We start from the raw sequence: 25,553 nt of genomic DNA on the forward strand, positions 1-25,553 counted from the left end.
TCGCGTTCGGCGCGGCGGATCACAAGCGGAAGGGTAGGCGGCAGTGCAGGCGCGCACTCGCATCGGCGATCGGTACGAGGTGACGTACCCGGTCGGCCGGGGTGGCATGGGTGAGGTCTGGGCCGGCTACGACGAGAAGCTCGATCGGCCGGTGGCCCTCAAGTTTCTCCGGCAACCCGGGTTGGTGGAGAGAGAGCGGGACACCGCGGTTGAGCGCTTCATGCGCGAAGCGCGGGCCATTGCACGGCTCGATCATCCAGGTGTGCCGACCGTCCACGATGTCGGGTTCCACGAGGACAACATCTACATCGTCATGCAGCTCGTGCCGGGACTTGTCCTCGCTGACCTGCTCGCCGAACGCGGCAGGCTCTCCGTTCCATGGGCCGCCGCGATCGGGGCGCAGATCTGCTCGGTTCTCGCCGCGGCGCACACCGCGTCGCTGGTGCACCGCGACCTCAAACCGCTGAACGTGATGATCACCCCGACCGGCACGGTCAAGGTTCTCGACTTCGGCGTCGCCGCTCTGCTCGGGGCAGATCTGCCCCGGCTCACCGTCACTGGCCAGGCCCTCGGCACACCCGCCTACATCGCTCCTGAGCAGGCACTGAGTGGTGCCGTCGGACCGCGCACCGACCTTTACGCACTCGGCTGCGTCCTCTTCGAGTTGCTGACCGGGTCACCGCCCTATCCGGCCGACAACGCCGCCGACATGCTGCATCGGCATCAGGATGACCCGATCCCGCTGATCGATGAGCACCGGGAAGGCGTCCCGGAGGGCGTCGTCCGGCTCGTGACACGGCTGCTCGCCAAGAACCCGAAGGACCGTCCGGCGTCCGCCGCCGAGGTGTACGAGCTGCTCGTCCCCTTCGCCACCACACAGAGCGACCTCGGCGAAGACATGCCGGCCGTCATGCCCAACGGGCAGTCCATCGACCCGACCATGCCGCACCGCTATCCCTTCGGTCCACTGCCACTCACGCCGACGACGGTCGAGATGCTCGCTGTACCGAAGCCTCCGTCGACAGCAGCGTTGGAGGACGTCCACGACCGGGCGCGGGCCCTCGCTGAGGCGGAACGCTTCACCCAAGCAGCCGAGCTGTTGCGAACGGCGCTGCAGGCCGCGGCAAGTAGGCAGGGCGCGAATTCGCCGAAGCTTCTCTCCCTCCGGCTCGACCTGGCCAACCTGTACATGCTGGCGGGCGCCTACCGAGAGGCGTTGCTTGAGTTCACCCGGCTCGAATCCGATCTCGCCGCGCTGCCGGGCGCCGACCATGACCTTGTCTGGCATTGCTGGCAGCAAGCTGCTATATGTCACGCCGAGTTGGGCGACGTGCCGGCAGCGCAAGACAAGCTCGCAGTATTGCTGGCGGACGCTCAGCGGGTCGGTGAGCCCAGCTCGTTCAACGTCGCGCAGGTCGAAGCGCTGTTGAGCACCCTCACCGGTTTCGACCAAGGACCGAGTTGACGAAGAGCCCACGTGGCTGACGGTCGGCGATCCAGCTGGAGGGCTTGCCGGTCACCGATCTGGCCCGGACGAGGGCATTGGAACCGAGGAGTTTTGGCGGCATCGCCTCACGCTGCCAAGTCAGCAGCCGAGCGTCGACATGATCACTCTTCGCATTGTCAACACTTCGCTGAGTAAGAATGTCGACACGGACCGAATCTACACATAGAGCAATTTAGACATCACTATATGTTATGGCTACCGATCGCAGTCGACCCGCAAGGAGCATGCGACAACGCCACGACGCACCTCGGCCGGTCGCTCAACCAGGTTTTCCGGAGTCGCTGCTCCCGCTGATGGCGGACATTGCAAATCGCGACCTACCTCGGTCAGAGGCGACTTTGCAGGCGGACATCCGCCAGCTGCTGACAGCAGCCGACTTCGGGCTCGCGGATCATGATCTCGATGTGGTCCACTTGGAAGCCCATGCTGGCGGAGGACATCGGATTGACATTGAGCTGGGCTGCACGGTTATCGAGGTGAAGAAAAGGCTGAGCCAAGGCCGAACATTTTCAGCAGCCGAACGACAGTTAAGCGACTACGTAAGGTCCCGCAACCACGCCACTGGGCAGCGTTATACAGGCATTCTGACCGACGGCGCCACTTGGCATGCTTACCACCTTTTGAACGGCAATCTGATCAGAGTAGATACTCACTCCCTGGCCTCGCGTCGCCCCGACGGCTTGGCGTTATTCTACTGGCTTGAAGGTGTACTTGCTACCCGTACGGGAGTCGATCCGACGCCCACGGAGATCGTACAAAGGCTCGGGGCAAACAGCACGTCACACAAGCTGGATCTAGCCGCCGTAACCGACCTCTACGAGCAGCATAAACATTTGGCGACTGTCCAACTAAAACGGAAGCTCTGGGCCGACCTACTTGGCAGCGCGTTGGGCACTCAGTTTGTCAACGAGGACCACCTGTTCATTGAACATACTTTGCTTATGAACAGCGCCCACATCATTGCGCACCTGGTTGTTGGCCTCGACGTTCTGGCGCTGCAGCCGGCAACGCTATTGAGTGGCCAGCAGTTCGAGCGCTCCAGCATTTTCGGCATGGTGGAGCACGACTTCTTTGGGTGGACCCTAGAGGTTCCGGATGGTGCGCCGTTCATTCAAGGTTTAGCCCGGCACTTAACTCGATTCGACTGGAGTGCTGTAAATCACGACGTTCTGAAGGTTCTTTATGAATCTATTATTGGCCCGGATATGCGCCGCCGCATGGGCGAATATTACACGCCGGACTGGCTCGCAGAGGGCATAGTTGATGCCGCAGTAGTTCAGCCTCTTACTCAACGGGTCCTAGACCCGTCGTGCGGTTCTGGAACCTTTCTTTTTCACGCCGTACGTCGATATTTAGCGGCAGCAGAAGCCATAGAACAACCGACTAAAGAGTCACTGACCGCCTTGTCTCGCCAAGTCGTCGGCGTCGACCTTCATCCGGTCGCGGTCGCGCTGGCAAGAGTGACGTACCTGCTAGCGATCGGACGCGATCGGCTGGCCGACAAGAGTCGAGGCCCGGTCACCATTCCGGTGTATCTCGGCGACAGCATGCAATGGCGTGAGCGACTGGACCTCTTTACGGCCGATCACATGAAAATTAGCGCTGGCCATGGTGCTAGTCTGTACGAGGATTGGTTGCGTTTTCCGAGGCATCTGTTGGACGACCCAAGCCGGTTCGACCAAATTGTTATGCAGTTGGCCGCCCTGGCAGCCAAGCCCCGCGACCGGGATACCGTCCCATCGCTACAAGCTCTTTTCCATCGGATGGCGATCGCCGAGGCTGATCAAACCATGATCAGCGATACGTTCGCTGCGATGTGTCGACTGCAGGACGAAGGCCGCAATCACATTTGGAGTTACTTTCTGCGCAACCTGGCACGTCCGATCTGGTTCGCTATGCCGGAAAATCGTGTAGACGTTCTAATCGGAAACCCGCCATGGTTGTCGTATCGCAACATGCCTAAAGACATGCAGGCCAGCTTCAAGCGACTCTCCCAAGATCGGGGCCTCTGGCACGGTGGTGGAGCGGCGACGCATCAAGATCTGTCAGGCCTTTTCGTTGCTCGCTCGATCCAGCAATACCTGAAACCAGGAGGGTCCTTCGCATTCGTGCTACCCAACGCGGCTTTGGACCGGGGACACTTCCACGGTTTCCGCACCGGCTGGTATGAAGACCCTGCCGAGCCAACCGCGATATCTTTTTCTGAAACCTGGGATCTGCGCCGCGTCCGCCCGCACCTTTTCATGCGTGGTGCCAGTGTCGTCTTCGGTACCCGAACCTCGATACACGAACGACGACGTATGTCTTTAGTAACTGATCGCTGGTCGGGTCACATACAAGCGACGGGCTCATGGCATGAGACGCTACGACATATCGAGCGGCGGGCCGCCGAACTGGTTATCCAAGAACCGGGAGCAGGCGACTCACCGTATCGCCCACGCTTCAATCAAGGAGCAACGATAGTGCCGCGAATGTTGTTCTTCGTGGAAACTCAGCGGGCTGGACCGCTGGGCCTCCATACCGGCCACCGGAAGATTCGCTCGTCCAGAAGCAGCTATGAGAAGGAGCCCTGGAAATTCCTAGAGGATCTGGAGGGGGTCGTCGAGGATGACTTCATTCACCCCGTCCTCCTTGGGGAAAACGTGCTTCCGTATCGGGTACTTCCGGCACGAGAGGCAGTGATCCCGCTCGAACGGGGGAAGTTACTCGACGGTGCCGATCCCCGTCTGGACTATTACCCTGGCCTGGCGGAGTGGTGGCGGCAGGCGGAGGCAATCTGGGAGCGCCATCGCAGCAGCACTCGCCTGACCTTGCTGCAGCAGTTGAACTTTCGCCATAAACTCACCGACCAGATACCGGCGTCGCCTCTGCGTCTCGCATATAGCGCGTCTGGGATGCACGTGGCGGCAGCGGTGGTGAATGATCCCCGGGCACTCATCGAGCACAAGCTTTACTGGGCAACCATAGTGAGCGAAAATGAGGGACGCTTCCTATGTGCAATCCTGAACAGTCCGACCGTTACTGATCTCGTTCGTCCGATGATGTCGTACGGCAAAGACGAGCGGGATATAGATAAGCACATCTGGAGTCTCCCAATCCCATTGTTCGACCCGATGAACTCGACGCATCAGGAACTGGTCGAGAATGGTCTACAACAGGCGAATGTTGTCGCGGGACTTGATCTAGATGTTGAGCAGAGTTTCGTCGCCCAGCGGCGCCGTATCCGGGCCGCGCTGGCTAATCACCCTTCGACCGTAGCCATCGAAAACATCGTTACCGACTTGCTAGCCTGATCGCGGCAGGTTATCGAGCCTTCACTCGTAGGTGAGCGAAAAGGGCACGAAGCGCGGCAATCCCGCCGATCACACGATTGTAGTTCGCGACGCAGAGCAATGGTGTTAGCACGACGAATGCGCGGGACACGCCGCTGCCGGTGAAAAATCCAGCGGAATTAGGAAACCGTTGCTCTATCCCCTGAGCTACGAGGGCGCGAGCCACCAGAGTACCGGGCGGCCTGTGCGATCAGGGTGCCAGGGGCAGGGCGGCTCGCGCCACGTTATTTGGGGGTGGCGATGGTGAAGAGGTCGCGTTCCGGGCCCGTGAGTTGCATGCCGGCGGGCCAGATGGCGCGGAGGTTGCGGCGCAGGTCGGCGCCGGTGACGGGGATGGCCTTCAGGGTGCCGGCGGACAGGTCGGCGGTGACCGCGAGCGAACTCAGCACCGCCGGTGTGTCGCCGAAGGCGACGGCGTGCTTGATGGCGGTGGTCGAGGACAGTTCCAGCAGCGGGGGAGTCGACGAGCCGAGCGCCTGTTCGAGGGCGCGGCGGGTGCCTGAGCCGGCTTCCCGGGTCACGAGCGGCGTGGCGGCGAGTTCGGTGGCGGTGATGCCGCGGCGGCGGCGGGTCCAGGGGTGGCCGGGGGCGACGACGACGGTGAGGCTGTCGGTGGCGACGGTCGCGGCGTGCAGGCCCGGTGGCAGGTCGGGGCCTTCGACGAACCCGAGCGGGGTGTCGCCGGCCAGGACGCGGGCGGCGACGTCGGCGGAGTTGGCGGACTGCAGGACGACGCTGAGGTCGGGGTGGGCAGTGCGGAGGGCGACGAGCCAGGCCGGCAGCAGGTATTCGGCGATCGTTTGACTGGCCGCGACCGCGAGGCGGCGGGTGTGGGTGTCGCGGAGCGCGGCGGCGCCGAGGGCCAGCGCGGAGGCGGCGTCCACGGCGGTGCGGGCCCAGTCTGCCACGAGGGCGCCGGTCGGGGTGAGGGTCGTGCCGCGGGTGGTGCGGTGCAGGAGGGTGAGGCCGAGGCGCCGTTCCAGTTGGCGGAGCCGGGCGCTGGCGGCGGGCTGGGAGACGCGGTGTTCGAGTGCGGCGCGGCCGACGCTGCCCAGGCGGGCCACCGACAGCAGCAGGTCGTAGCTGGTCAGGTCGGCGACCTGCGGCGGTAACGGCATAACCCCAGCCTATGGCTGCATCAGGTGCAGGCGGCTACCGGTACACCGGCGGAAGATCAACGCTGATGGCGTGAGACCGAACCGGTTTGCCGCCGTGATGGGCACGGGCATTGTCGCGAACGCCGCTGTGACGTTGCCGGTGCAGGTGTACGGGCAGCGTCAGGCTGCTGTTGTCGTGTGGGGCGCGGCGGCGTGCCTCCTGCTGGTCCTGGTGTTGGGTCGGGGGAGGTCGGAGACGCGCAACGGGGCGTTGCCGATGGCGATCATGACGGTTGGCGCGGGTGCGCTGCTGGCGGGGCATGTCCTGGTCGGTCAGGCGGTTGCCGTGGCCGTGGACGCGGTGCTGTGGTGCGTGGGCACGGGGATCGGCGTCGCGACGGCCGGGGTGACGCTGTTCAGGCAAACAACAAAGACGCTGTTCAGGCAAACAACGAAACAGAACGACACCGCTGAGGGGCCGGCCCGGCTGCTGCCCGTCGTGCCGCCGCTGGTGTCGGCGTCCACCGGCGCGCTGCTGCTGCCGCACGTGCCCGGCGCGCTCGGCGCCGTCCTGCTCGGCGCGTGCCTGGTCCTGCTCGCGGCGGGGCTGCCGGTTGCGGCCTGGACCATCGCGGCGGTGTGCCGGGGGCCGCTGACCGCGCCGGGCGTGTGGATCGTCCTCGGCCCGCTCGGGCAGTCGGCGACCGCCGCGCTGCTGCTGGGCCGCGCCACCGGGCATGCGACGTGGGCGCTGGTCCTGGCGGTGCCGGTCCTGTGCGGCGCCCTCGCGTGGTTCGTCGCCGCGACGGTCGTCACCGCCGCCACGGTACGCGGCGGCGCGAGCTTCTCCATCGGCTGGTGGAGTCTCACGTTCCCGGTCGGGACGGTGGTCACGGGCGTCTCGGGGGTCGCCGCGCAGACGGGTTCGGCGGCGGTGGGGTGGCTGGCGGCCGGCCTGTACCTCGTGCTGGTCGCGGCCTGGCTCACCGTCTCGCTGCTGTCGTCGGCCGCCAAGGTGCCCGCCGTGGCCTGACCAAAGGCCGGCCTGACAGAAAGTCCGGCTGAAAGAAGTCGGGGCGGGAGTCAACAGGGGTGGGGGTGCGAGGGCTCTGTCTGGTGACATGGTCCTGCGAAGGGGGACGAGGCGTGGTGACCCTGCAACCGTCCGGCGTGCACGTCGTGGGGTTCGAGGCGTTCGTCGCCGCTCGAGGGGCGGCGCTCGTGCGGTTCGCGATCCTGCTCACCGGTGACGACCATCGGGCCGAGGACCTCGTGCAGGAGGCCCTCGCCAAGGCGTATCTGCGGTGGGCGGGGATCCGGCGGGTCGACGATCCCGAGGTGTACGTGCGCCGCCTGATCCTCAACGGGTCGCGGTCGTGGTGGCGGCGCCGGGCGAACCGGGAGGTGCCGGTCGAGCGAGCGCCCGACCGGACGGCGCCGGGGGACCTGAGCGGGGAGACGGCGGAGCGGGACGAGCTGTGGCGGCTGGTCGCTGGGCTTCCGTTGCGGCAACGGGCCGTCGTCGTCCTGCGGTACTACGAGGACCTCGACGACGCGGCGATCGCGCGGGTGCTCGAGTGCTCGCAGGTGACGGTCCGGACGCATGCGATGCGGGCGCTGGCCAGGCTACGGGGGCATCTCAACGACGCGGAGGGGCAGGCATGAGCGGCATCGAGACGAGGCTGGCGCGGAGCCTCGCGGCGCGGGCCGGCAGGGGACAGGTCGAGGTCGGCGAGCTCGCCGGGCGGGCGATGGCCACGGCCCGCCGGATCAGGACGCGGCGCAGGGTGGCCGGGGGTGCCGCGCTGGTGGTGCTGGTGTTGGCGGGGGCTTTCGGCGTACGGACGCTGCTGCCGGAACGCAAGGACACGACGCTGCCCGTGGCGCTCGGGATTCCGTCGGCGCTGAGCCGGCCGGAGGGGATCGGTCAGGACCCGGGGCTGCTGCACTTCGACCTCGACCTGCGGCGGCTGCCGGGGGACGCGCGGCCCGCGGTCGTCGTGTGGAGCTCCGAGGAGGACAGCGAGTCGGTGGCCGTGTACGCCGCCGACGACAGGTTGATCGCGGCGGTGCATCTGGCGCCGAGCGCGGTGGATCTGCGGCGGGGGCTGCCGTCGTTCGACGAGGCTGCGGTGGACACCACGGTCGGCGGGCGGCCGGGGAAGGTGGGCACGGTCGAGGTCGGCAACCTGATGCCGTACGCGGATCTGCGCTGGGAGCCACGGGACGGGATCTTCGCGGCGGTGTGGGCGCGGGACCGGGCGACGGCGGAGCGGGTGTTCGACGCCGTGTGGCTGGACAGGGTGCAGCGGTGCGTGACGCCGATGCGGCTCTCGGCGCTGCCGGCCGGGGCGAGCTGGACCGAGTGCCAGACGGCGCTGCGGGTCGATCAGGTGCCGGGGCGGTACGTGTGGGCGTGGTCGACGCTGATGATCTGGCAGCCCGCCGTCGAGCTGGTGCAGCTGTGGGCCGGCGAGCGGGGCAACGCGCAGTTCAAGCAGGACCGGGTCGTCGCCGGGCGGCCCGCGCAGTGGCTCACCGAAGGCATGCGGGGGCTGTGGATTCCCGAGTTCGGGCCGGTCAGCGTGCACATCCTGGAGGGGACCCCGTTTCACGCGGACCTGCTCAGCGAGGAGGAGGCCGTCTGGTACGCCGAGCGCCTGCAGATCTCCGAGGACCTCACGAACCCGGAGGCCTGGCCGACGGCGGCGATCCGGTAGGAGCCTCAGAGCGCGAGCACGGCGGCGGCGAGCAGGAGGCCCGCCAGGACGCCGACCCGCATGCTGCCGAACCTGACGGTGACCGCGGTCAGCAGCAGCTGCACGACGAAGGCGAAGAGGAACAGCGGCCCGAAGAGCAGGGCGGACAGGCCGGCCGCCGTGACGACCGCGAGCGGGCCGTCGACCGGGAGCCGGGGCAGCAGGTACCCGTGGAAGTACACCTGCTGCACCGCGGCCGCCGCGAGCAGCCAGCCGACCGAGCGGTCCACCTCGAAGAGCAGAGCCACCCCGAACGTGACCGCCAGCAGGCTCGGCAGCAGCACGAGGTACATGCGCGGCGGCAGACGGCGGCGGAACGACAGCAGACCGGGCGCCCCGGCGTCGCGCAGCAGCAGCCCGAGCTGGAGAGGAAGGGCCACCGCGAACGCCAGTGGCGCGCTGAACAGGAACGCCACCGAGACCGGCAGCAGGTGCAGGGCGAGCGTCGCGGGCCAGCCGAGCCGCTGGACCGGGCGTCGCGTCGCGCTCATCGTCACGGTCATGGATCGACCGTATGAGCGGCGGGGCGCCGGCCCCAGCCCGCTGTCTACCGTGTCCGGGGTATGGCTGGCCCTACCCCCTTGGAAAAATAAATCCGGGACGCGTGTCGGATCGGGGGCGGCCCGTTCGAGGGACCGGTGAAGGCACCTTCTGATAGGAGATGGACATGCGTTATCTCGTGCTGCTGAAGGGCACCACCCCCGGCACCCCGCCCCCGCCCGAACTGATGGCCGCGATCATGAAGCTCGGCGAGGACGCCACCGCCGCCGGCGCGCTGCTCGACACGGCGGGGCTCGCGCCCAGCGCCGACAGCGCCAGGGTCACGGTCACCGGCGGGGCGCTCGACGTGGTCGACGGACCGTTCGCCGAGACCAAGGAGATGATCAGCTACGCGGTGTACCAGGTGCGCACCAAGGCCGAGGCGACGGAGTGGACGACCCGGTTCATGAAGCTGCACCGCGACCTGTGGCCCGGCTGGGAGGGCGAGGCCGAGGTCCACCGCGCGTTCGGCCCCGAGGACTTCACGGGCTGAACGGCGGGAACGACTCGTCCGGCGGCGCCTCCACCGTGACGCGCCGCCCGGCGTGGTCGAACGACAGACGCCACGCGTGCAGGCAGGTCCGGCCTTCCGGGACCTTGTCGAACAGCGGGTCGCCGACGATCGGATGGCCGACCCAGGCGAGATGCACCCGGATCTGGTGCCGCCGGCCGGTCAGCGGGTTGGCGATCACCAGGGCGCGTTCGTCGTCCTGCCACGGTACGCGCAGCTCGGTCACCGAAGGGTAGGTCGGGACCTGGTCGAACACGGCGGATGCCGGCACCGACCAGGTCCCGCCGTCCAGCGTGATGGCCTCCCGCGGCGCCGCGATCCGCACCCGGTTCTTCCGCCCGACACTCAGCGGCAGGTCGATCCGCTGCCCCGCGACGCCTCCGGGGCTGACCAGCGCCAGGTACTCCTTCGACACCGTCCGCTTGTTGAACTGCCGGGTCAGCCCGCCGTGCGTGGCCAGGTCCTTCGCGAACAGGATCACGCCCGAGGTGACCTTGTCGATGCGGTGCGCCGGGAACAGCGTCTCACCGGCGTCGGCGGCCATCCTGACCAGGTCGGACTCGTGCCGCTCGCCCATGACGGACACCCCGACCGGCTTGTCCAGCACCAGCACCGTGTCGTCCTCGAAGAGCACGTGCTTCCGGTAGTCCGCCCACATCGCCCTAACATACGGTGGTGGAGGAGTACCGCCGCGAGCTGGAGGTCCACTGCTACCGGCTGCTCGGCTCGCTGCACGAGGCCGAGGACCTGGTCCAGGAGACGTATCTGAAGGCCTGGCGCGCCCGCGACACCTTCGACGGCCGGTCGTCGGTGCGGACGTGGCTGTACCGGATCGCCACCAACACCTGCCTCGACGCGCTGCGGGCCCGTCCGAGGCGGGCGCTGCCGATCGACCTGGCACCGGGCGAGGCCGAGCACTGGCTGGAGCCGATCCCCGACACCGTGCTCGACGCGGCCCGCCCGGAGGGCGCGCTGCTGGCGAAGGAGCGGGTGGAGCTCGCGTTCCTCGCCGCGCTGCAGCACCTGCCGCCCAGGCAGCGGGCCGTGCTCATCCTCCGCGACGTGCTCGACTGGTCCGCCGCGGAGACCGCGTCGCTGCTGGACATGACCGTCCCGGCCGTCAACAGCGCCCTGCAACGCGCGAAGGCCCGGGTGCCCGTCCCGGCCGGCCCGACGACCCCCGCGGACCACGAGATCGCCCGCCGCTACGCCGAGGCCTTCCAGCGCGCCGACATCACCGCCATGATCGCCCTGCTCGCCGATGACGTCAGGGCGTCCATGCCGCCGCTGCGCCTCTGGTTCCGGGGCAGGACCGCCGTCGAGGAGGCCGTCCGGGCAAGCCGCCCGTCCATCGGCGAGGTCCGCTTCCGCAGCACGTCGGCCAACCACCGCCCGGCGATCGTCGCCCACATCCGCCCGCCGGGCGAATCCACCTGGCAGCCGTGGGGCGTGTCGGTCTTCACCGTGACCGGCGGCCAGATCACCGAGATGATCGCCTTCCACGACCCCGCCGTCGTCACCCTCTTCGACCGCGCAGCCGCCTGAGCTGCCGCGGTAGGGGCAGCCCCACTGAAGATCGGTGGGGTGGCACCCGTGTCGGAAACGGCCGGGGTGGGCACGGTTGAAGGGTGCAGTGGGCCTACGTCGTGATCTTCGTGCTGCTGGTGGCGGACTGCCTCCTGCCGGTGCTGCCGGCGGAGACCAGTGTCATCGCCGGCGGGGCGCTCGCGGCCGGTGGGCAGCTCAGGCTGCCGGTGGTGCTGGCCGCGACCGTGGCCGCCGTCGCGGCCGGGGATCTGCTGACGCATGAGGCGGCGCGGCGCGGCGGGCGCAGGCTGTTCGGCAGGTGGACGCGGCGGGGCCGGCCGCGCAGGGTCCTGGCCAGGGTGAGCGGGGCGCTGCACCGGCGGGGCGGCGCGATCGTGGCGGCGGGCCGGTTCGTGCCGATGGGCCGCACCGCGGTCGCCGTGGCCACCGGGTTCGCGAGGTTCCCGCGGCGCCGGTTCGTGCCCCCGCTGCTCGCCGGGGCGGTCCTGTGGAGCTGCTACATGGTGTCGCTCGGGTACCTCGGCGGGCGCGTGTTCGAGCAGCCGTACACGGCCGCCGGGGTGGGCACTGTGGTGTCCATCGCAGTGACGGCGGTGTTTGCCGCATGGCAAATGAGGGCATCCCGGAGAGTGCAAGACGGGCCGAGTGAAAGGATCAGCGATGAGCTTCACGGACAAGGTCGAGCACAAGGCTGAAGAGCTCAAGGGTGCCGCCAAGGAGAAGTTCGGCGACGCCACGGACAACGAGCGACTGCAGGCCGAGGGCGCCGCTGAGCGTGCCGCCGCCAAGGCGAAGCAGGCAGGCGACCACGTCAAGGACGCCGGCGCTGACGTCAAGGACGCGTTCACGCACCGGACCAGCTGACGGATCTGACACTCATCGGGCCCGCCCCAGCACCATGGGGGCGGGCCCGAAGTCTGTTCAAGACGAGGCCGACAGCCCGGTGCAGATCAGCATCAGCAGGCCCACGACGAGGTCGTTCGCCGTCGGGGCGCTGAACCCGTACTGCAGCACCAGCGGGGCGAGCAGCAACCAGCCGGCCAGCCCGGCGGTGACCCAGGCCAGCGCCGGGGTGGGCCGCAGCAGCCGGACCATGGTGACGATCGCGACGGCGATCCCGACCACGGCGTCGCTCCAGAAGACGTCGTAGCGGGCGGCGCCGATGTACCCGATGGGCACCGCGGACACGACCAGCCAGACGGCGGCGAGGAACACCACGGTGAGGAACGGGGCCGGCGAGGCCTCCCGGCGCGCGGTGCGCTCCTCGACGTCGATGGTGACCCGGGAGTGGGCGGGGGTCGTGAAGTCCTGGTCGGAGATGAAGCTCGTCACCGACAGAACCTCGCGCGGACGGGGATGACCCGTAATCACCTCGCCGGAGTGCTCTCGTTCCACGAGCGGTCCAGGGACGTCACGCAGTACCTGGCGCCGGCGTCCGGGACGGTCAGCGAGCCGTCGCCGCCGCGGCGCACCGCCAGCAGCACGGCCTTGTCGCCCTTCACCTGGTAGACGGCCGAGTTGGTGCCCTTGCCCTTCCAGCTGAGCGACGTGCCGGACAGCGTCACGCGCGGCGGGGCGGGGATGTCGGCGGGCAGCTGCGTCATGATCGGCGGCAGCGCCGGCGTCGGGTAGAAGCTCGCCGCGTACTTCGACACCGATCCGAGCGTGTCGTTGCGCATGCTCTTGGCGCTGAAGTGGACGCTGCCGCTGACCTGTGGGTACTTCCGGTTCAGGGCGAGCTGGCGGTCCAGCTCGGCGGGGTCGGACCAGGCGCCGGACTGCCCGACGCGGTAGTCCGCCTGGCCGATCCACAGCTGCACGTCGGTGTCCTTGACCACGTCCGCCCACCAGGGCAGCAGCTTCGCGTAGTCGGCGACGTCGAAGCCGATGTTCCAGTACAGCTGCGGCACGATGTAGTCGAGCCACTCCTTCTGCACCCAGAGCTTGGTGTCGGCGTAGATCTCGTCGTAGGACTGCAGGCCGCGGGTCGGGGACCCGGTGGGGTCGGTGCGGTCGTTGCGCCAGATGCCGAACGGGCTGATGCCGAACTTCACCCACGGCTTCAGCTTGTGGATCTTGTCGTGCATCTCCTGGACGAGTTTGTTGACGTTGTCGCGGCGCCAGTCGGCGCGGCTCATCCCGTTGCCGTACATCGCGTAGGCGGGGCCGTCCGGGTACTCCTGCTTGTTGACCGGGTACTGGTAGAAGAAGTCGTCGAAGTGCACCCCGTCGACGTCGTAGTTCTTGACGGCCTCCAGCATCGAGTCCTCGACGAACTCGCGGGCGGCCGGGATGCCGGGGTTGAAGTGCAGCCGGCTGCCGCCGGTGCCGACCGCCGGGTAGACGACCGCCCACTCGGGGTGCTGCCGCAGCGGGTGGTCGGGCGCGAGCGCGTTGATGTCGGGTCCGGCCCCGGCCGGTGCGGGCTGGCTGCCCCGGTACGGGTTGAACCAGGCGTGGAACTCCAGCCCGCGGGCGTGCGTCTCGTCGATCATCCAGCGCATCAGGTCGAAGCCCGGCGCCTTCCCCCGCACCCCCGTGATCCACTCGGACCAGGGCGCGTACTTGGAGGGCCACAGCGCGTCACCGCTCGGTCGCACGTGGACGAAGACGGCGTTGAGGTTGCGCTTGCCGGCGAGGTCGAGCCAGCCCAGATACTCGGACTTGATCTGCTCGTCGGGCAGGCCGGGGCGGCTGGGCCAGTCGATGTTCTCGACCGTGGTGATCCAGATGCCGCGCAGCTCCCGCGGCGCGCTCAGCGGCACGCCGTCGCAGCGCAGGTCGGCGCGCGGCCGGGACCGGTCGGCGCGTTCCTCGGCGCGCACGGACGGGGTGGCGCTGGACGACGGCGAGGTCAGCCACACCGCGCGGACGAAGCCGATCCCGCCGACCACCGCGAGGACGATGCCGATGACGATCGGCAGCACCGGGGCGCGGCGCGTGGGGGTGTGACGCACGTCGACCAGTCTGCCCGGGGCGGTTGCCCCTTTTGCAAGTGATTCAGGAAGTTCTGGACGAAGAGGGGAGGGACTGGTCCTCCAGTTCCGCCAGGAGCCGGGCGGTCGCCTGCTCGACGGCGGCGTCGACGAGGCGCCGCTCCGCGACGACCGTGTCGAGGCCGTCGCCGGCCACGTCCCGGGCCGCCTCGGCGACGCGGAGCTCCTGCTCATGACGGCGGGTCGCGGTCAGTTCCCGGCGGCGCGCGTCGCGGGCCTCGGTCCGCTCGTACGCGTTGCCGTGCGAGACGAGCTTCAGCCACACCGCCGCGCAGTCGAGGCAGACCAGGAGCGCGGCGACGCCCAGGTAGAAGAAGCCGAAACCCCAGAAGTCGCTCTTGACCAGGTGCCACATGGCGGTCGTCCGGGCGCCGAACCCGGCGCCGGCCTCGACCGAGCGCCGGTTCGCGGCGCGCTGCCCGGCGATCTGCTCGTTGAGCGCGGCCACCTGCTTCGCTCGATCCAGCCGGGCGCTCTCCTGGGTCTTCTGCAGCGCGGCCGCCTCGTCGTCGAGCCGGGTCGCCTCGGCGGTCAGTGCCCGCGACTGCTGCACGAGGGTGTCGCAGAACCCTCCGGCCGGGCAGCCGGCCCGCCGGGTGACGCCGTCGGCACGGGAGTCGGCGAGGGCCTTGTCGTAGACCGTGGCGGCCTCCGCGCGCTTGGCGGCGGCGAGCCCGTGCAGGTCGGCGACCGCCGCGTCGTCGTCGGCGTCCTGCTGGTGCAGCGCGTCGACCTGCTCGGTGAACGCGGCGATCGCACCGGCCCGCTCCAGCTCGATGAGCTGACGGTTGTGCACGGTACCGAGGTACGCGTCGATCTCGCCCTTGTACCGGGCCAGCATGAGCGGCTCGGTGATGACGACGGCGAAGAGCAGGGCGAGCAGCAGCCGGCCCGCGTAGAGCCCGAGCGTCCTGCGGCGCAGCAGCAGCTGCGGGTCGGCGGACTCGAGCTGGTCGTAGCTGACCGCGACCCGCCCGACGACGGCCCGGTCGTAGGCGATCACGGCGGCCGCGACCGGCGGGCCGACCAGCCACTGCCACCAGGGGTGGGCGTAGTTGGTGCTCGCGTCGACGAACGACGCGGCGCCGACGATCGCATAGACGCCGTACAGCAGGATGAAGACCCCGATCGAGCGGTACAGCGCCCGGTCGGTGTGCGTCCGCACGCTCGCGGGGTTCACGTTGGCGACCCTGAGGAGGAAGGTACGCGCCATGATCACGACGGTACGCGAGTATAAGTCGCATTTAGGGTGTTTCTAAAAGGCCCTCCTTCAAGCGCCGATCATCGACGCGGGCGAGGTCGTGCGGGCCGGCGACAGGACCGACCCGCGGGACCCCGCCCTGCGGCGGCTACTGACCGTCCAGGTCCTTGACCAGGATCCTGCACAGCTCCGGCTCGCGGACCTCACTGCCGTCCTTGAACACCACGTAGTAGGTGTCGACCAGGCCGTACGGCCATTCCGCGAACCCCAGCCGCAGATACAGGCGCTCGGCGCCGGCGTTGTCCAGGCCGATGCCGAGCGCCAGCTGCGCGTGCCCCCGCGCTCGGACCACCCGCTCGGCGGCGTGGACCAGCGCGGTCCCGATGCGGTTGTTGCGCAACCGCTCCACCACCCGCAGCCGGTTGAGCAACGGCACGCCCGGCAGGTGCTTGCGCAGCTCGGCCTCTTCGGCGTCCTCGAACCAGACATAGACACAGCCCACGGCCTCGCCGTGCAGCCATGCCACCAGGAGGACGCCGTTGTCCTCGGACTGTCGTGCCATTCGCTCGGCGAAGAATGACGCGTCACCGAACGCGGCGACCACGAGATCGAGCTCGTGCGCGATCGCGGGTCTGACCTCCAGAGCATGATCTGACAACACTCAGCAATAGTGCCTTCTCGTGCGACCCCGGTCGATGTGGTGGCCGATGAGCACCGGGGTCGGGGCGGGGCGGCGATCCACCACCCCGACCCCGGCACCCGCACTGCCGGGCCGTCCCCTCCACCGGTCCGACCTGTGCAGGTCACGGAATGGACTTGCCTGAAGTCAGCCTAAACTTCAGTACGGGCTGAAGCAACGCATCGATCTCAGCCGTTTGACCTGCGGTTTGCTATGGTGAATGCCGTCAGAGGAATTCATTCACCTGCTGAAGTCCGAATCGCAGGAAAGGGTGCTCATGGCGGCGCCGACAGCAAATGCGAAGTCCAGACTGGCGCTCCGGCTGAAGTCGCTGCGGACCGAGACCGGCGGCGCCGCGCTGACCCAGAGCCAGCTCGCCAAGGCCCTCGGCGTCAGCCCGCCGCTCATCTCGTCGTGGGAGTCGCCCGGCAAGCCCGACCTGCCGCCGACCGGCAGGATCAGCTCCTATGCCCGGCTGTTCTGCACCGTGCGCTCCTTCGACGGCGGCCGCGTCCGGCTGCTCGTCGAGGACGAGCTCGACGCCGACGAGCAGGCCCGCCGCCGCGAGCTCGAGGAGGAGCTGCTCGCCCTCCGCGACGCCGCCAACGGCACCCCCGCCCCCGTCCGGCACGCCGACGAGGACCTGCGCCGGCTGCACAGCGGGCCGCTCTTCTTCGCCGACGGCCGCCCGATCACCATCGTGTGCGCCCGGCTGCCACCCGAGTTCCGGCGCAACATGCCGTATGTCGACCCGGCCGAGCCCGACTACACCGAGTCCTACACGTATGCCGACCTCGACACCCTCCTCGAGCTGCACGGCCACATCCGCGCCGCCAACCCGCTCAGCGCCATCCACATCCGCGCCGACGACGCCCTGTCCGCCGACGACCTCACCACCCACCTCGTCCTGCTCGGCGGCGTCGACTGGAACTTCCTCACCCGCACCCTGCTCACCCGGCTCGACGTGCCCGTCGCCCAGCACGACCGGCTCGGCGACGACGAGACCGGCGCCGCGTTCCAGGTGGGCTCCGGCGACGACGTGCAGGTCTTCGCCCCGACCCTCGTCGACGGCCAGCTCGTCGAGGACGTCGCCCACTTCCACCGGGCGCCCAACCCCTACAACCGCCTGCGGACCGTCACCATCTTCAACGGCATGTTCGGCCGCGGCACCTACGGCGCGGTGCGCTCGCTCACCGACGTGAGGTTCCGCGATCGCAACGGTGGGTACCTCGCAACCCGGTTCGCGTCCCGCGATACCTTCAGCATCCTCACGTCGGTGCAGATCGTCAGAGGGGAAGTCTTGACTCCTGACTGGACGGTCCCCGAGACCCGGCTGCACGAATGGCCGGAGCTCACGGAGTGACCCGAGGACCGCAACCGGTCCCACCGCGGGTGCACGCGCACCACGCGTCGCACACGCGACTGCTCAGCACCGCCACGGTCCGCTCCACCCGTCCCGCCGGCGTCAACGCCGTCATCGTGCCGACCGCCCGGCCGTACGGGTATCTCCGCGACGCGGCCGAGCTCGTCAAGGCCCTCAACTGCCAGCTGATCGTGCTGTGCAGCAAGTGGGCCGACGCCGGCCGGGCCCTCGACCTCGCCGCCGACGTCGGCGTCCGGGTCGTCACCGTCGACGTCGAGCACGACCAGCCGCGCCTGCCCGACCTGCGCACCTCGTCCCTGCTCGCCGAGCGGGACTGGCGGCGCTTCTCCCGCAGGACCGACACCAGCCTGAAGCGCAACGTCGGCCTGGCCCTGGCCCGCATGGTCGGCTGGCGCTTCGTGCTCTTCCTCGACGACGACATCCGCGTCGAGGAGCCCGGCGACATCTGGGACGCCGCCGCGCTCGCCGAGACCCACGCCGCCGTCGGCCTCGTCAACCACGGCTTCCCCGACAACTCGGTCGTCTGCCACGCGCACCGGCGCACCGGCGGCATCCAGGGCACCTTCGTCGGCGGTGGCGCGCTCGTCGTCCAGGTCAACCGCACCACCTCGTTCTTCCCCAACATCTACAACGAGGACTGGTTCTTCCTGCTCAACGGCCACGGCATCGACCCTGTCACCATGGTCGGCAAGGTCACCCAGAAGGAATACGACCCCTTCCGCGACACCGTCCGCGCCCGCGGCGAGGAGTTCGGCGACACCCTCGCCGAGGGCGTCTACGCGCTGCTCGACGACGGCAAGACCATCGACGCCGCCGACGTCGGCTACTGGGCCTCCTACCTCCAGGTCCGCCGCGACTTCATCCAGCAGGTCATCGAGCGCCTGCCCCGCGCCGCTGTCGCCGACGACGCCGAACGCCACCGCATGGCCGCCGCCCTCGCCGGAGCCCACGGCCGCAGCCTCACCATCACCCCCGACCTGTGCGTGGACTACCTGCGCGCCTGGTCCGCCGACCGCCGGCACTGGCAGTCGTGGCTCGGCAAGCTCCCGCACAAGCCGTCGGCCGAGGCGGCGTTGCGCTACCTCGGCCTCAAGCCCCACGTCGCCTGACCGCTCAGCAGCTCCAGATCAGTCCGCCGTTGTCGCCCCCGCCGGCCGGCTGCCGCGCCGCGCCCAGGATCGTCCTGCCGCCGGCGAAGTACACGTCGGCCCGCTGACCGCCGTCCGGCGTGGGCAGGGCGGTGACGGTGCCGTTGTGCCAGATCGCGACGGTGGGGGGCGCCGTGCCGTCCGGCGTCCTGAGCCGGCCGACGAGCCCGCCCTCCGCGACCGCCGCCACCGGCTCGAAGGTGTCGAAGACCTCGCTCACGCCGGTGATCATGTTGTACCGGAAGCCGCCGTCCTGCCGGCCGCCGAACACCCAGGGTCCGTCGACCCCGATGACCGCAGCTCCGGCGGGCAACGGGCGGCGGCCGGTGACCGGGCCAAGCTCCCGGACCACCGTGGTGGTGCCGTCGGGCCGCCACAGCGCGAGCAGCCGGGCGCTTCCCGGTGCGTCGCCGTCGCCCGCCGGCACCGTGCCGACGATCGTGCCGTCGTCGGCGAGCGCGATCGTGCTGGCGCCCTCGCCGGTGTCGACCACCTCGACCGTCCCCGGCCGGGCGGCCGGCCACAGCAGGGTGTCGCCTTCGAGGGCCCGCGGCTTGCCGCCCCAGCCGAGCACGTCGCCCCGGGCGTTGACGGCGGTGCTCTGCCCCACGTAGCCGGGATCCGGCAGCGGCAGGAGCGTGGTCCGCCCGTCGCGGTGCACCCACGGCACCCCGTCGAAGTACTGGTCGGTCATCGAGTAGCCGGCGATGACCCCGGAGGGGTTGACCGCGGCGGCGAACACGAACGCCTCAGAGACGACCGACACGTCCACGTAGGTGGGCCGGCCGCCGTCGACCGACACCGTCGGGCCCTTGCCGGTGAAACCGCTGCCGTCGCGCATGTTCGTGACGGCGATCCGGCCGCTCGGGTCGACCAGGTCCATGGGCGACTCCGGCGTCCGCACCGTGCAGACCCACGGCGACGGCTGCGGCTGCACCGGCAGGGGCGCCGGTGCCGGGCGCACCGCCAGCGCCACGCCGGCCGCCGCGACCAGGATCACCGCGGCGACCGCCGTCACCGCCACCGTCTGGTTGCGGAGCTCGCGCCGGCGGCCGGTCCGCACCGCGGCGGCCAGGTCCACAGTGGACGGCGGCAGCCGGTCGGGATCGAAGTCGATGATCTTCAGTAGGTCGCTCATGCCGTCCTCCCCGTGAACGCGTCGCTGCCGAGGTGGCGGCGCAGCGCCGCCAGGCCGTCGGAGGTCTGGCTCTTGACCGTGCCCTCCGTGACGCCCAGCGTGACCGCCACCTCGGCGACCGGGAGGTCGGACAGGAACCGCAGCACGAGCACCGCGCGCTGCCTGGCCGGCAACGTGCGCAGCGCGGCCCGTACGGCCATCGCCTCGTCGACGGCCGGCCCCGTGACCGGTCGTTCCGGAAGCGTGTCCGTCAGCCGTACCCGCGACCAGGGTTTCCGCTCTTCCCGCAGAAACGTCCTGATCAGCATCTTCCGCACGTAGGCGTCGACGTGCTCGACGCCGGCCACGTGCTTCCAGTGCGTGTACAGGTCCGCTGCCGTGCTCTGCACGATGTCGTCCGCGCGGTGGAAGTCGCCGGTCAGCAGCGCCGCCAGACGGCGCAGCTGTGGCATCCGCGTCCGCAGATACTCCACGTACTCGTGTTCCAGTTCCTCGCGCACGTGACCTCCTCGGTATCTCAAGGCGTCCGGGGGCGCGTCAGGTTGGGAGACAGGAGTAAAAAGTTGTCGAGCGTGGTATGCCAGATGAACGCACCGGCTGCGCGCGGAGGTGGCACGCATGGGCAAGGACGTCGAAACGACCGAGTTCAGCCGCGAAGACCGTATGCGTTATCGCGACAAGGTGCGCCAGTGCCTCGACGCGTTCGCGAGGATGCTCGCCGACGCGCACTTCGAGGACGGCGAAGGCATGAGCGGCCTGGAGATCGAGCTCAACCTCGTCGACGAGCGGCACGACCCGGCGCTGCGCAACCAGCGGGTCCTCGACGCCCTCGCCGACCCGGCGTTCGTCACCGAGCTCGGCCAGTTCAACATCGAGATCAACGTCCCGCCGCGGCGCCTCGCCGGCGACGGGCTGGCCGGCTTCGAGGACCAGGTGCGCGCCAGCCTCAACGCCGCCGAGGAGCACGCCGCGAGCGTCGACACCCGGCTCGCGATGATCGGCATCCTGCCGACGCTGCGCCGCGACCAGCTCACCCCCGACGTGCTGTCCGCCAACCCGCGGTATGCGCTGCTCAACGAGCAGATCTTCGCGGCACGCGGCGAGGACCTCCTCATCGCCATCGACGGCGTCGAGCGGCTGCACGTGCGCTGCGACTCGATCGCCCCCGAGGCGGCCTGCACCAGCGTCCAGTTCCACCTGCAGGTCAGCCCGCAGCAGTTCGCCGCGCACTGGAACGCGGCCCAGGCCATCGCCGGCGTCCAGGTCGCCCTCGGCGCCAACGCGCCCTTCCTCTTCGGCAGCGAGCTGTGGCGCGAGACCCGCATCCCGCTGTTCGAGCAGGCCACCGACACCCGCGCCGAGGAGCTCAAGTCGCAGGGCGTGCGCCCCCGCGTCTGGTTCGGCGAGCGCTGGATCACCTCGATCTTCGACCTCTTCGAGGAGAACGTCCGCTACTTCCCGTCGCTGCTGCCCATCTGCGAGGAGGAGGACCCGATCGCCGTCCTCGACGGCGGCGGCGTCCCGAAGCTCGGCGAGCTCCGCCTGCACAACGGCACCGTGTACCGCTGGAACCGCCCCATCTACGACGTCGTCGGCGGCAAGCCGCACGTGCGGGTCGAGAACCGGGTCCTTCCCGCCGGCCCGACCGTCGTGGACAGCATGGCCAACGCCGCGTTCTACTTCGGCCTCGTGCGCCGCCTCGCCGAGCAGGACCGTCCCGTCTGGACCCAGATGTCCTTCGGTGCCGCCGAGGAGAACTTCCACACCGCGGCCCGGCACGGCATCGACGCCGCCGTGTTCTGGCCCGGTCTCGGCGCGGTCCCCGTCACCGAGCTGGTCCTGCGCCGCCTGCTGCCGCTGGCCCGCGAGGGCCTCGACGGCTGGGGGGTGGACCCCTCCCACCGCGACCGCCTGCTCGGCATCATCGAGCAGCGCTGCCTCACCGCCCGTAACGGCGCCACCTGGCAGGTCGAGACCGTCCACCGCATCGCCGGCTCCGGCCAGATCGACCGCGACGACACCATGCGCAAGCTCCTTGAGGAATATCTCCCACGCATGCACTCCAACACCCCGGTCCACGAGTGGTGATCGCACACTGGACCCCGTGACGAGTTCGGACGGGCAGCTCCGGGTCGCGGTCGACGGCGCGGTGGCGACCATGGTCATCGACAACCCCGGCAAGCGCAACGCGATGACCGCCGCCATGTGGCGGGCCGTGCCGACGCTGCTGGAAGGCCTGGCCGCTGACCCGGCGGTCAAGGTCGTGGTCGTCGAGGGGGCGGGCGGCACGTTCTGCGCCGGTGCCGACATCGGCGACGCCGCGGCCATCGCCGCCGACGGGGAGGACAGCGTCGCCGTCCGGGCCGAGCTGGCCCTCGCGGCCTTTCCGAAGCCGACGATCGCCCGTGTCGACGGGTTCTGCGTGGGCGGCGGGTGCCAGCTGGCGGTCGCCTGCGACCTGCGGTTCGCCGCCGACGACAGCCGCTTCGGCATCACGCCGGCGAAGCTCGGCATCGTCTATCCGGCCTCGACGACCCGGCGGCTGGTCGCGCTCGTCGGCCCGGCCAGGGCCAAGCTGCTGCTCTTCACCGGCGAGCTGATCGACGCCGGGGCCGCCGAAAGGATCGGCCTCGTCGACGCCGTCGTCGCTCCCGGTCTGCTCGCCGCGCTGGTACGGGACACCGCCGCCACCATCGCTGCCCGCTCCCAGCTCAGCGTCCGGGCGGCCAAGTCCATCATCGACGGCCACGACCTCCCGGTACGCCAGGACCCCGCCGAGATCGCGGAAGGCATCGCGGCCTTCAGGGAGCGCCGCAGCCCTTCCTGGCCGGCCGAGGACGCCGTCAGGTCGCCGCAGGCGTGAGACATGCGGTGAGGGCCTCGACCGCGGCGGCGACGCGGGCGGTCGGCAGGGCCCCGAAGCCGATGAGCAGCCCGGCCGCCGGCTCGGCGGTGTCGTGGTAGGTGCGGTGCAGGGAGCTCATCAGCACCCCGCCCGCGGTGGCGCGGCGCAGCAGCTCGTCGTCGGCGGGGGTGTCCGGGCCGAGCACGGCCAGGTGCAGGCCGGCGTGCGCGGGCACGAGACGGTAGCCGTCCGGAAGACGCTGCCGTAGCTGCCGGCAGACCCGGTGGTAGCGCTGGCCGTAGACGGTGCGGGCGCGGCGCACGTGCCGGCCGAGGTGGCCGTCGTCGATGAACGACGTCAGTGCCTGCTGGGTGGCCTCCGGCGGGCTCCAGTCGATCACCTGACGGGCGGCGGTGATCGCCGGGATCAGGGTCGGCGGTGCGGCCAGGAAACCGACGCGGATCGCGGGGCTGAGGGTCTTGCTGAACGTGCCCACGTAGATGACCCGCCCGTCGCGGTCCATGCGGTGCAACGGCTCCAGCGGGCGCGCCGTGTGCCGGAACTCGCTGTCGTAGTCGTCCTCGACGATCGCGGCGCCGGCCCGGCCGGCCCAGCGCAGCAGGTCCAGCCGCCGCCGGCGGTCCAGGACGACGCCGAGCGGGTACTGGTGCGACGGGGTCACGTACACCAGCCGGGCCGCGGCGGGGACCGCCTCGACGACGATGCCATGCTCGTCGACGGGCACGCCGACGACCGTGAGGCCCTGCGCGCGCAGCAGCTCGTGCACCGGCGGGTATCCGGGCTCCTCCATGCCGACCACGTCGCCGGGTTTCAGCAGGACCCGCGCCACGAGGTCGACGGCGTGCGCGGCGCCGGAGGTCACCACGAGGTGCGCGGGGTGCACCGTGATCCCGCGGGACGTGGCCAGCCAGCGCGACAGGGCGGCGCGCAGGCCGGCGCTACCGGCCGGGTCACCGTACTGCGCCGGGTGCTGCCGCAGCCCCGCCAGGAGGCACCGCCGCCAGGCGACGGCCGGGAACAGGCCGAGGTCGACGCGGCCGGTCCGCAGGCCGAAGCGGGCCTCGGCCTCCGGCTCGGGGTCGTAGGCGCGCACCGACGCCGCCAGCGGGGTCGGGGTCAGCGCCGCCGGCGGGTCGGCGCCGGTGCCCGGTCCCAGGTCGCCGGAGACGATGCTGCCGCCGCCCGACCGGCCTTCGACATAGCCCTCCGCGGTCAACCGGCCGTAAGCCTCCGTCACCGTCGAACGGGCCAGTCCGAGGTCGGCGGCCACCGCCCGGCTCGGCAGCAGCCGGTCGCCCGGGCCGAGCCGGCCTTCCAGGATCGCGTCGCGGACCTGCTCGTACAGCTGACGGCTCACGGACCGGCGGTCGTCTGGATCGATGAACAGCTCCACGCGTGTCCCAACTTGGTCGGGTCGAGGGCGTCGTGTTTGGACCTGCCGCGAACGGCCGCCCCGCCATAGCGTCACCACGAGGTTGCCCGGAAATCGCGGAATTAGTGCCTGACACAACTTTGGCAACCATATGTGGCGAATGCAGAGGGAGGCCAGACCGATGTCGAGGCGAACAGCCCGCCGCGCGCTGGCGGTCGCCGCGGCGCTCGCCGTCGCCGCCGGTGCCGCCGGGTGGGTGCGGGCCGGCGCGGACGGCCGGCCGCCGGCGGCATCCGGCGCGCCGGTGACGGCGGCCGACCGGGAACTGCTCCGCCGCGCCGAGCAGCGCCTGATCAAACGGTGCATGCAGCGCCACGGGTACCGCTACACCGAGCAGCCGCCACCGCCACCGGCCGCCCGGGACTTCCCGTACGTCATCGACGACGCCGCCTGGGCGCGCGAGTACGGGTTCGGCGCAAGCGCCCCCGGAACCGGCGAGGAGGACCCCGACGTGTGGCAGCTGTCGCCCGAGCGGCGGGAGGGCCCGGCAGCGGACGCTCAGCGGCACCGGCCGGAGGCTCACCGCCACCGTTCCGGGCCTCGGCCGGGTCTCCACGGCCCACAACGGCTGCACGGCCGACGCGCGGCGGGTCCTCTACACCGACCTCGCCGGCTGGTATCAGGCCCGGCGGGTCGTGGACCACATCAACGTCCACGTCAGCAACCAGGTGGTCGAGGACCCGAGATACCGCACCGCGCTGGCCGCCTGGTCCGCCTGCGTCCGCGACCACGGCTACCCGGCCGGCACACCGTACGAGCTGCGCGCCCTCATGGAGGAACAGCCCCGGGCCGTGGCGGTCGCCGCGGCCGAGACCGAGGCGGGTTGCGCCGGCTCGACCCCCCTGACCGGGACCGTTCAGGCCCTGGAACGGATCTACCGTCCACCGGCGGAGAGGAGGTTCTCCCACGAACGGGAAGCGCTCGAGTCCTTCGAACAGCGGGCGATTCCCCGGGCCAGGCAGGTCCTGGCCGCGTCCTGACCGTACAAACGCGAAAGGGGTTACGAACATGAGCAAGGCACTGAAGGCACTGGTGGCCACGCTGCCCGCGGTCGCGATCGCCCTGGTGGCGTTCCCGTCCGCCGCGCAGGCCCACCGCAACGACTGCTTCGAGCGCAACAACTTCTGCGCCTGGAGCGCCGACAACTACGAAGGCCGCCGCGTCAGGTGGAACCAGGGCGTCAACGACACGAACTGGGGCGTCCACCGCGGGATGCACGACGATGCCGAGTCGCTGTACAACCACACCGAGTCGAGCACCACGGTGCCGGACAACGTCCAGGTGTTCCTGAACGTCGACTACGGGATCAGGGGCATCTGCATCGAGCCCATGGAGTTCGTCGACACGGCGATGAACGACAACGACTACGACTCCCACACCTGGGTGCATTCCTGCGGCTGAGCACCGGCCGTCGC

General features: G+C 69.9%; 25 protein-coding genes. 15 read left to right on the forward strand and 10 right to left on the reverse strand.

Annotation, left to right across the window (positions count from 1 at the left end):
* Window positions 1-79 precede the first annotated feature (79 nt).
* Window positions 80-1,465 carry a protein kinase domain-containing protein gene (locus ACZ6TV_RS03295; protein WP_465294922.1) on the forward strand — a complete coding sequence of 462 codons (1,386 nt, stop codon included), beginning with the start codon at window positions 80-82 and terminating at the stop codon, window positions 1,463-1,465.
* A 266-nt stretch (window positions 1,466-1,731) separates the two neighbouring features.
* Window positions 1,732-4,800: an N-6 DNA methylase gene (locus ACZ6TV_RS03300; RefSeq protein ID WP_465294793.1), complete on the forward strand. Its 3,069-nt coding sequence runs from the start codon at window positions 1,732-1,734 to the stop codon at window positions 4,798-4,800.
* Between the two features lie 263 nt (window positions 4,801-5,063).
* On the opposite strand, the gene ACZ6TV_RS03305 is transcribed toward ACZ6TV_RS03300, so the two are convergent.
* Entirely contained in the window at window positions 5,064-5,957 is an 894-nt protein-coding gene (locus tag ACZ6TV_RS03305; protein WP_465294794.1) for a LysR family transcriptional regulator, read from the reverse strand.
* 70 nt (window positions 5,958-6,027) lie between these two features.
* On the opposite strand from ACZ6TV_RS03305, the gene ACZ6TV_RS03310 reads away from it, so the two are divergent.
* The 3 genes from ACZ6TV_RS03310 (at window position 6,028) to ACZ6TV_RS03320 (ending at window position 8,656) form a co-directional block, all read left to right on the forward strand.
* Window positions 6,028-6,969, forward strand: a complete 942-nt coding sequence (locus ACZ6TV_RS03310) for an SLAC1 family transporter (RefSeq protein ID WP_465294796.1) — start codon at window positions 6,028-6,030, stop codon at window positions 6,967-6,969.
* Window positions 6,970-7,115: 146 nt separating this feature from the next.
* Window positions 7,116-7,601, forward strand: coding sequence for a SigE family RNA polymerase sigma factor (locus ACZ6TV_RS03315; protein WP_465294923.1), 486 nt, complete (start codon window positions 7,116-7,118; stop codon window positions 7,599-7,601).
* Entirely contained in the window at window positions 7,598-8,656 is a 1,059-nt protein-coding gene (locus tag ACZ6TV_RS03320; RefSeq protein ID WP_465294798.1) for a hypothetical protein, read from the forward strand. Before ACZ6TV_RS03315 ends, ACZ6TV_RS03320 begins: the two co-directional genes overlap by 4 nt.
* Before the next feature lie 5 nt (window positions 8,657-8,661).
* Here the strand turns inward: ACZ6TV_RS03320 and ACZ6TV_RS03325 are convergent, their stop codons facing one another.
* Window positions 8,662-9,198, reverse strand: coding sequence for a hypothetical protein (locus ACZ6TV_RS03325; RefSeq protein WP_465294800.1), 537 nt, complete (start codon window positions 9,196-9,198; stop codon window positions 8,662-8,664).
* A gap of 164 nt (window positions 9,199-9,362) precedes the next feature.
* Between ACZ6TV_RS03325 and ACZ6TV_RS03330 the strand changes: the two genes are divergently transcribed.
* Window positions 9,363-9,728: a YciI family protein gene (locus ACZ6TV_RS03330; protein ID WP_465294802.1), complete on the forward strand. Its 366-nt coding sequence runs from the start codon at window positions 9,363-9,365 to the stop codon at window positions 9,726-9,728.
* Here ACZ6TV_RS03330 and ACZ6TV_RS03335 read toward each other — a convergent pair.
* Window positions 9,718-10,404: an RluA family pseudouridine synthase gene (locus ACZ6TV_RS03335; RefSeq protein ID WP_465294804.1), complete on the reverse strand. Its 687-nt coding sequence runs from the start codon at window positions 10,402-10,404 to the stop codon at window positions 9,718-9,720. The two genes, ACZ6TV_RS03330 and ACZ6TV_RS03335, sit on opposite strands and share 11 nt — an antisense overlap.
* A gap of 17 nt (window positions 10,405-10,421) precedes the next feature.
* On the opposite strand from ACZ6TV_RS03335, the gene ACZ6TV_RS03340 reads away from it, so the two are divergent.
* From ACZ6TV_RS03340 to ACZ6TV_RS03350, 3 genes are all read left to right on the forward strand, one after another.
* The gene (locus ACZ6TV_RS03340; RefSeq protein WP_465294806.1) at window positions 10,422-11,291 is read left to right on the forward strand and encodes an RNA polymerase subunit sigma-70; all 870 of its coding nucleotides are present in this window, start codon (window positions 10,422-10,424) and stop codon (window positions 11,289-11,291) included.
* A gap of 83 nt (window positions 11,292-11,374) precedes the next feature.
* Window positions 11,375-11,989 carry a DedA family protein gene (locus tag ACZ6TV_RS03345; protein ID WP_465294808.1) on the forward strand — a complete coding sequence of 205 codons (615 nt, stop codon included), beginning with the start codon at window positions 11,375-11,377 and terminating at the stop codon, window positions 11,987-11,989.
* The gene (locus tag ACZ6TV_RS03350; RefSeq protein WP_465294810.1) at window positions 11,955-12,158 is read left to right on the forward strand and encodes a CsbD family protein; all 204 of its coding nucleotides are present in this window, start codon (window positions 11,955-11,957) and stop codon (window positions 12,156-12,158) included. The genes ACZ6TV_RS03345 and ACZ6TV_RS03350 overlap by 35 nt, the downstream gene beginning before the upstream one ends.
* Window positions 12,159-12,215: 57 nt before the next feature.
* Here ACZ6TV_RS03350 and ACZ6TV_RS03355 read toward each other — a convergent pair whose 3' ends face one another.
* The 4 genes from ACZ6TV_RS03355 to ACZ6TV_RS03370 all read right to left on the reverse strand — a co-directional run bounded on the left by ACZ6TV_RS03355 (window position 12,216) and on the right by ACZ6TV_RS03370 (window position 16,152).
* A complete protein-coding gene (locus ACZ6TV_RS03355; protein ID WP_465294812.1) occupies window positions 12,216-12,626 on the reverse strand; it encodes an SPW repeat domain-containing protein in 411 nt (136 codons plus the stop codon).
* Between the two features lie 35 nt (window positions 12,627-12,661).
* A complete protein-coding gene (locus ACZ6TV_RS03360) occupies window positions 12,662-14,251 on the reverse strand; it encodes a glycoside hydrolase family 10-like protein (protein ID WP_465294814.1) in 1,590 nt (529 codons plus the stop codon).
* Window positions 14,252-14,294: 43 nt separating this feature from the next.
* Window positions 14,295-15,503, reverse strand: a complete 1,209-nt coding sequence (locus ACZ6TV_RS03365) for a DUF4407 domain-containing protein (RefSeq protein ID WP_465294816.1) — start codon at window positions 15,501-15,503, stop codon at window positions 14,295-14,297.
* 136 nt (window positions 15,504-15,639) lie between these two features.
* Entirely contained in the window at window positions 15,640-16,152 is a 513-nt protein-coding gene (locus tag ACZ6TV_RS03370) for a GNAT family N-acetyltransferase (RefSeq protein WP_465294818.1), read from the reverse strand.
* Window positions 16,153-16,390: 238 nt separating this feature from the next.
* Between ACZ6TV_RS03370 and ACZ6TV_RS03375 the strand changes: the two genes are divergently transcribed.
* Window positions 16,391-17,533, forward strand: a complete 1,143-nt coding sequence (locus ACZ6TV_RS03375; protein ID WP_465294820.1) for a helix-turn-helix domain-containing protein — start codon at window positions 16,391-16,393, stop codon at window positions 17,531-17,533.
* Complete coding sequence (locus tag ACZ6TV_RS03380) at window positions 17,530-18,663, forward strand: hypothetical protein (protein ID WP_465294822.1); 1,134 nt, start codon at window positions 17,530-17,532, stop codon at window positions 18,661-18,663. Before ACZ6TV_RS03375 ends, ACZ6TV_RS03380 begins: the two co-directional genes overlap by 4 nt.
* Before the next feature lie 4 nt (window positions 18,664-18,667).
* Here ACZ6TV_RS03380 and ACZ6TV_RS03385 read toward each other — a convergent pair whose 3' ends face one another.
* Together ACZ6TV_RS03385 and ACZ6TV_RS03390 are read right to left on the reverse strand one after the other, a co-directional pair.
* A complete protein-coding gene (locus ACZ6TV_RS03385; RefSeq protein ID WP_465294824.1) occupies window positions 18,668-19,840 on the reverse strand; it encodes a hypothetical protein in 1,173 nt (390 codons plus the stop codon).
* Window positions 19,837-20,340: a SigE family RNA polymerase sigma factor gene (locus ACZ6TV_RS03390; protein WP_465294826.1), complete on the reverse strand. Its 504-nt coding sequence runs from the start codon at window positions 20,338-20,340 to the stop codon at window positions 19,837-19,839. The genes ACZ6TV_RS03385 and ACZ6TV_RS03390 overlap by 4 nt, the downstream gene beginning before the upstream one ends.
* A 118-nt stretch (window positions 20,341-20,458) precedes the next feature.
* Between ACZ6TV_RS03390 and ACZ6TV_RS03395 the strand changes: the two genes are divergently transcribed.
* Window positions 20,459-21,928: a glutamate-cysteine ligase family protein gene (locus ACZ6TV_RS03395; RefSeq protein WP_465294828.1), complete on the forward strand. Its 1,470-nt coding sequence runs from the start codon at window positions 20,459-20,461 to the stop codon at window positions 21,926-21,928.
* Between the two features lie 16 nt (window positions 21,929-21,944).
* Window positions 21,945-22,703, forward strand: a complete 759-nt coding sequence (locus ACZ6TV_RS03400) for an enoyl-CoA hydratase/isomerase family protein (protein WP_465294830.1) — start codon at window positions 21,945-21,947, stop codon at window positions 22,701-22,703.
* Here the strand turns inward: ACZ6TV_RS03400 and pdxR are convergent.
* A complete protein-coding gene (pdxR, locus tag ACZ6TV_RS03405; RefSeq protein ID WP_465294832.1) occupies window positions 22,684-24,063 on the reverse strand; it encodes a MocR-like pyridoxine biosynthesis transcription factor PdxR in 1,380 nt (459 codons plus the stop codon). The two genes, ACZ6TV_RS03400 and pdxR, sit on opposite strands and share 20 nt — an antisense overlap.
* 710 nt (window positions 24,064-24,773) lie before the next feature.
* Here pdxR and ACZ6TV_RS03410 point away from each other — a divergent pair.
* Together ACZ6TV_RS03410 and ACZ6TV_RS03415 are read left to right on the forward strand one after the other, a co-directional pair.
* Window positions 24,774-25,118 carry a hypothetical protein gene (locus ACZ6TV_RS03410; protein ID WP_465294834.1) on the forward strand — a complete coding sequence of 115 codons (345 nt, stop codon included), beginning with the start codon at window positions 24,774-24,776 and terminating at the stop codon, window positions 25,116-25,118.
* Between the two features lie 28 nt (window positions 25,119-25,146).
* Window positions 25,147-25,539 (forward strand): peptidase inhibitor family I36 protein, encoded by a 393-nt coding sequence (locus tag ACZ6TV_RS03415; RefSeq protein WP_465294836.1) that lies wholly within the window; start codon window positions 25,147-25,149, stop codon window positions 25,537-25,539.
* The last annotated feature ends 14 nt before the right edge of the window (window positions 25,540-25,553 follow it).

The sequence above is a fragment of the Dactylosporangium sp. NPDC051087 genome (assembly GCF_055586325.1).